Annotated in this window: 8 protein-coding genes; 2 read left to right on the top strand and 6 right to left on the bottom strand. The window is 55.2% G+C overall.

What is annotated here, in order from left to right:
* Positions 1 to 148 precede the first annotated feature (148 nt).
* Together PG722_RS13730 and PG722_RS13725 are read right to left on the bottom strand one after the other, a co-directional pair.
* Positions 149 to 547: a cysteine-rich VLP domain-containing protein gene (locus PG722_RS13730; RefSeq protein WP_270580865.1), complete on the bottom strand. Its 399-nt coding sequence runs from the start codon at positions 545 to 547 to the stop codon at positions 149 to 151.
* Positions 528 to 704 carry a hypothetical protein gene (locus PG722_RS13725; RefSeq protein WP_009296691.1) on the bottom strand — a complete coding sequence of 59 codons (177 nt, stop codon included), beginning with the start codon at positions 702 to 704 and terminating at the stop codon, positions 528 to 530. Before PG722_RS13725 ends, PG722_RS13730 begins: the two co-directional genes overlap by 20 nt.
* 106 nt (positions 705 to 810) lie before the next feature.
* Here PG722_RS13725 and PG722_RS13720 point away from each other — a divergent pair, with 106 nt between their 5' ends.
* Complete coding sequence (locus tag PG722_RS13720; protein WP_003509354.1) at positions 811 to 1,089, top strand: type II toxin-antitoxin system RelB/DinJ family antitoxin; 279 nt, start codon at positions 811 to 813, stop codon at positions 1,087 to 1,089.
* Positions 1,086 to 1,376 carry a type II toxin-antitoxin system YafQ family toxin gene (locus PG722_RS13715; protein WP_270580863.1) on the top strand — a complete coding sequence of 97 codons (291 nt, stop codon included), beginning with the start codon at positions 1,086 to 1,088 and terminating at the stop codon, positions 1,374 to 1,376. The genes PG722_RS13720 and PG722_RS13715 overlap by 4 nt, the downstream gene beginning before the upstream one ends.
* A gap of 106 nt (positions 1,377 to 1,482) precedes the next feature.
* Here the strand turns inward: PG722_RS13715 and mobQ are convergent, their stop codons facing one another.
* The 4 genes from mobQ to PG722_RS13695 all read right to left on the bottom strand — a co-directional run bounded on the left by mobQ (position 1,483) and on the right by PG722_RS13695 (position 4,358).
* Positions 1,483 to 2,928, bottom strand: coding sequence for a MobQ family relaxase (mobQ, locus tag PG722_RS13710; protein ID WP_270580861.1), 1,446 nt, complete (start codon positions 2,926 to 2,928; stop codon positions 1,483 to 1,485).
* 186 nt (positions 2,929 to 3,114) lie between these two features.
* Positions 3,115 to 3,405: a DUF3847 domain-containing protein gene (locus PG722_RS13705; RefSeq protein WP_270580860.1), complete on the bottom strand. Its 291-nt coding sequence runs from the start codon at positions 3,403 to 3,405 to the stop codon at positions 3,115 to 3,117.
* Positions 3,406 to 3,433: 28 nt separating this feature from the next.
* Positions 3,434 to 3,895, bottom strand: a complete 462-nt coding sequence (locus PG722_RS13700) for an RNA polymerase sigma factor (RefSeq protein ID WP_015528452.1) — start codon at positions 3,893 to 3,895, stop codon at positions 3,434 to 3,436.
* A 10-nt stretch (positions 3,896 to 3,905) separates the two neighbouring features.
* Complete coding sequence (locus PG722_RS13695) at positions 3,906 to 4,358, bottom strand: RNA polymerase subunit sigma-24 (RefSeq protein ID WP_118203694.1); 453 nt, start codon at positions 4,356 to 4,358, stop codon at positions 3,906 to 3,908.
* Between the last annotated feature and the right edge of the window lie 66 nt (positions 4,359 to 4,424).

Below are 4,424 nucleotides of genomic sequence, written 5' to 3'. Positions count from 1 at the left end.
AGTTTCAGGTAATAATATTTTCGGTTGTCTGACATTGGGTTCCTCCTTGGGGTTTCTCTTGGGATTCTGTACGCATTTTAAGACCGTTTTAGGGGTCGGATGATAAATCTATCAGCCTGCCTTTGATACCCTCGAAAAAATCCTTGATTTACAAGGGTTTTTCAGCCCCTAAAGCGTGACATTTCTCCCGTTGTTTCCGCTTGCGCTTTGCGGCGTTGATCCGCTTCATGCGTGCGGCACATTCCGGGCAGTATTTGGCCCGGTTGGAACCGGGGGTAAACAGCGCCCTACATACGGCGCACCTCTTCGCATTCATCCGGTGGAACAGCGCCGTTTCCAGTTCCTTATCCTGCGGTAATACCGCCGCCCGAAACCACCTGCACAACAGGGAGTAGGAAATAGACTGGACACAGACACATTCCTCCCCATCGTCCAGGGCGATACAGTTTCCGTCGATGTAGTTACAGCACTCATGCACCAGCCTCCGCACTCTGCGGTACTGGCGGTAATCCATGACGGGGATAGGTTCAGGCTTGCTTTTTTTCATGCTGGCACTTCCCACACCCGCCGCAGTTGCCGCAGCCCTGGCAGGCATGGGCCTCCGGCTCCGGGCCGGTGGGCGCGTCTGCCGATTCCGGCTGCAAGAGGGCAAGGGGCAGGCGGATATTCAGGTGGATAGTGACGGGCAAAATAATTTGCTTCATACAGTGACCTCCTTCAATGAATTTACTGTTAAATATTCGTGCAAAGTATTGTTTTCTTCGTGCAAATAGCATATACTAAAAGTACCAGCAGAAAGGGGTTGATGATATGGCTGGAAATACCACAAACATCAGTATCCGCATGGACGCGGATTTGAAGGCACAGGCCGACGCCCTGTTTGCGGAACTCGGCATGAATTTATCCACGGCGTTCAACATCTTCGTGCGCCAGTCGCTTCGTGAGGGCGGCATTCCCTTTGAGGTGAAGCTGGAACAGCCCAACAAGGAAACGATTGCTGCCATGCTGGAAGCGGAAAGGATTGCAAAAGACCCGTCTGTAAAGGGATACAATGACCTTGACGAGTTGTTTGCCGACCTGAAAAAATGAGGAAAACAAAGTACACCGTCAAGTACACGACCGCTTTCAAAAAGGACTACAAGCGGGCAATCAAGCGCGGCCTGAAAATCGAATTGCTGGAACATGTCGTGGCGCTGCTGTCGATGGGCGAACCGCTGCCGGATAAAAACCGCGATCACGATTTGTCCGGCGATTGGGTGGGCCATCGGGAATGTCACATTCTCCCGGACTGGCTGCTCATTTACCGTATCGAGGATGATGTGCTGGTGCTGACGCTTGCCCGCACCGGGTCGCACAGCGACTTGTTCGGCAAATAAACCATCTGCCGCCGTATGGGGAAACCTGTACGGCGGTTTTTCTGTGTGCAAAAGGGTGTCGTGAAACGCGACGCACCTGAAAGGGGTCGGCAAAGCGCCGTACCCTTTACCGCTCCGGCCCCCGGTTGCGGGGCTTGTCCCGTTCCTGCCGGGTCAGTTGGTCGGCGGCCTTGCGGAGCCGTTCCACAGTTTTCAGTTCCTCCCGCATGGCTTTCATGTCGATGGTGTCCACCTGCTTCTGGGCGGTCAGCAGGTCGATCTCGCGCTGCCATGCCTTGGGGGTGATTTCCTCGCCGCTGTCCTTTAGTTCCTTCAGATACCGGGCCGCCGCGTCATAGAGGATCAGTTCCCGGCTGTGGCGCTGCTCGAACAGTTCCCGCTTCTCCGGCTTTACCCTGGCAAGCTGCTTGTGGACAGTCTTATACTCGTTGTACTGCGCCCACATCTCCCCGCGCTCGGTGAGGACAGCGATCCGGCGCTCAGCCTTGACGATCTCTCGCCGCAGGTCATAGTAACGGGTGTTCATATCTGCGATTTTTTCATGGAGCTGCTGCATGGATTGGATGCCGTTTGCCTGCAAAAAGCTGAACAGGGCGGCGCTCTCCTGTAAAGCCCGGATTTTGCCGGTGCGGGTGTCGGGCCGCTTGAGCTGCTGCTGGGCCTCCCACAAGTCAATCATGCTGGGCTGCTGGCCCTCCGGCTTCTCGGCCTCGGCCTTCGACCAGTTGTAGAGGCGGGTAATGCGGGCCTTGATTTCTTTCAGCAGCTTGTCGTCGGCGGCGATCTGCCGGTTGACTTCCCCCTTGTCGGTGCGGATGCCGCGCTTTTCCATTTGGCTGGCGGCTGGCCCCAGATGGACAGAGGGAATTTTATCAATGCCCTGCCGCTTGTAGCTGCGATGGTCAATGCGTTCCGGTCTGCCGGCAGATTCCAGCGCTCGATTGGTGTAGGCCGCCCACGCTACCCGCCAAATCTCCACATTTCCTTTATCGTTCCAATCGGTTGTATCCTCTCTGTGATTTTTCCAGCCGCCTTTCCCATCCGGGATACGCTGTCCATTCTCGTCCAGATCGTATGCCTTGCGGCACTTTGCGCCCCATGCGCCATTTTCTTTCAGGGGCCGGACGGTCAGCATGATATGAACATGGGGGTTGCCGGTTCCCTTATCGTGGATGGCGAAGTCGGCGCACATCCCCTTGTCCACAAAGTTGTCCTTCACATAGGCACGCACAAGGGCAAGCTGTTGTTCGCCGGATAGTTCACGGGGCAAGGCTGCTTCAATCTCGCGGGCAAGCTGGCTGTCCCTTGCTTTCTCGATTTGCTCCACGCTGTTCCAGAGGATAGAACGGTCTGCAAACTCCGGCGGGGCGTGGGCGGGCAGCATGATCTCCGCATGGACAATGCCGCCTTTCCGGGTGTAGTCGTGGGTCATTCCGTCCCATTCATTTGTCAGCTTGGTTCCGCTGCGGTAAGCAGCTGCGGCAACAGCAGAACGACCTGCGCTGCGCTTGATAATACTGACGGGGATATGACAGAAATCTATGGGGAACACCTCCTTTCAGTGAGGGGATAACAGGCTCTGTGGATCCAAACAAACGCAAAGCGGGTGTTTGGCTTCGCAGAGCGCACAAGGGGTTTGGGGAGTGTAGCTCCCCATCGCGGACGAAGTACGCAACGCCCCCGGCAGGGCGCACAGCACCGGCAACGGTGTATAAGTGCGCCCTTGTAAACAAGGGACTTATGGCGTGTCCCCGGATTTTGGCAGGTTTGCAGTCAATTCCACAGCCCCCGGAAGATGGGACAGGGCAATCAAAAACGCTTTAACCTCTGCGCCGGAAAGGTCGGGAGCCAACGGGAAAATCCCCTCCAAAACGGCTCCACGCTCAATCAGGCGGCGGGTGCGAACCCTGCGTTCTTCGTTCCGCTGCTTGTTCTCCAAAATCTTCTTTCGGTTTTCAAGCTGCCGAATCTCCTTCAGGACTTTCTCCCGTTCTTCTTTTTTGGGGTGGGCTGTAATTTTTTCGTTCATGTCAGGCACCTCTTTTCTTTGGAAATACTCATAGATTGACCGTCCATTTCTGTCGAGCAAAGTACCGGCGCAGCCTCCGCAGTGCGGCATGGATGGATTTTCCCGCCTGTGATGGCGTGATACCCTCCATTGCGGCAATATCTTTCACTTTCATACCCAGCATATAGCGGGCGTGGACACGGCGAGCCTGCATAGGCGGCAGGAAAGAAATGGCTTCGTACAATCGCCGTATCAGTTCTTCGTATTCGGCTAATTCTTCTTTTTCTATCAGGTAGTCCTCCGGCGATGGCTGCGCCCAGCCGATGGCGGCATTTTCGATTCCATCGTTACAATCGAGGGAATAAAACGCCTTATACCGGAACATCTTTCGATCTCTGGCGGCCTCGGCTCTCTTGTCCAGAAGAAACGCTTCGACGATCTCATCGGACACCTCCACAAAAATGTCCTCTTTGCAAAATGGATAATATTGTTTGAGATTGATGGTCTGCATAGGCACGCCCTCACTCTGTTTGAAAAAGGTCATCATAGCAGCGGCGCATATTCCGCAGACCCCGGCGGATGGCAACGCTAACCTTGCTGCTGTGGACGCCCTCTATCCGAGAGATTTCCGGCTGCTTGATACCGGCGATGTAGTAGGCGTGAACACGGCGGGCCTGTGTCGGAGTGGCATGAGCCAGAGCCGCAGGCAGAACTGCAATCAGGTGCAGGCGGGTGGTCATTTCTTCTCGTTCCAGCAAAATATCTTCCGGCGATCTGCTGTGTTCCAGTGCGTAATTTTCCAGCCAGCTGTATGCGTCCAGAGAGTAGTAGGCGCGGTGGTAGACTTTCCGACGCTCATAGTTCTCCATCTCCCGCTGGGCCTGATACATCGCTGCCCACACTTCGTCCGTAACATCCACAAACTCGTCATGCCGGTAGTGGGGATACATCCACCGCAGATTGATTGTTTTCATAGGCTTACCTCCTGAAAATCGGAGAGGCGGACAGCTCGTCCGCTGTCCGCCCCTCGCTGAGATAAG

Source organism: Butyricicoccus sp. OF27-2pH9A (assembly GCF_027693185.1).
GTDB lineage: Bacteria > Bacillota > Clostridia > Oscillospirales > Butyricicoccaceae > Agathobaculum > Agathobaculum butyriciproducens.
This window is presented reverse-complemented; position numbering and strand designations above follow the sequence as displayed.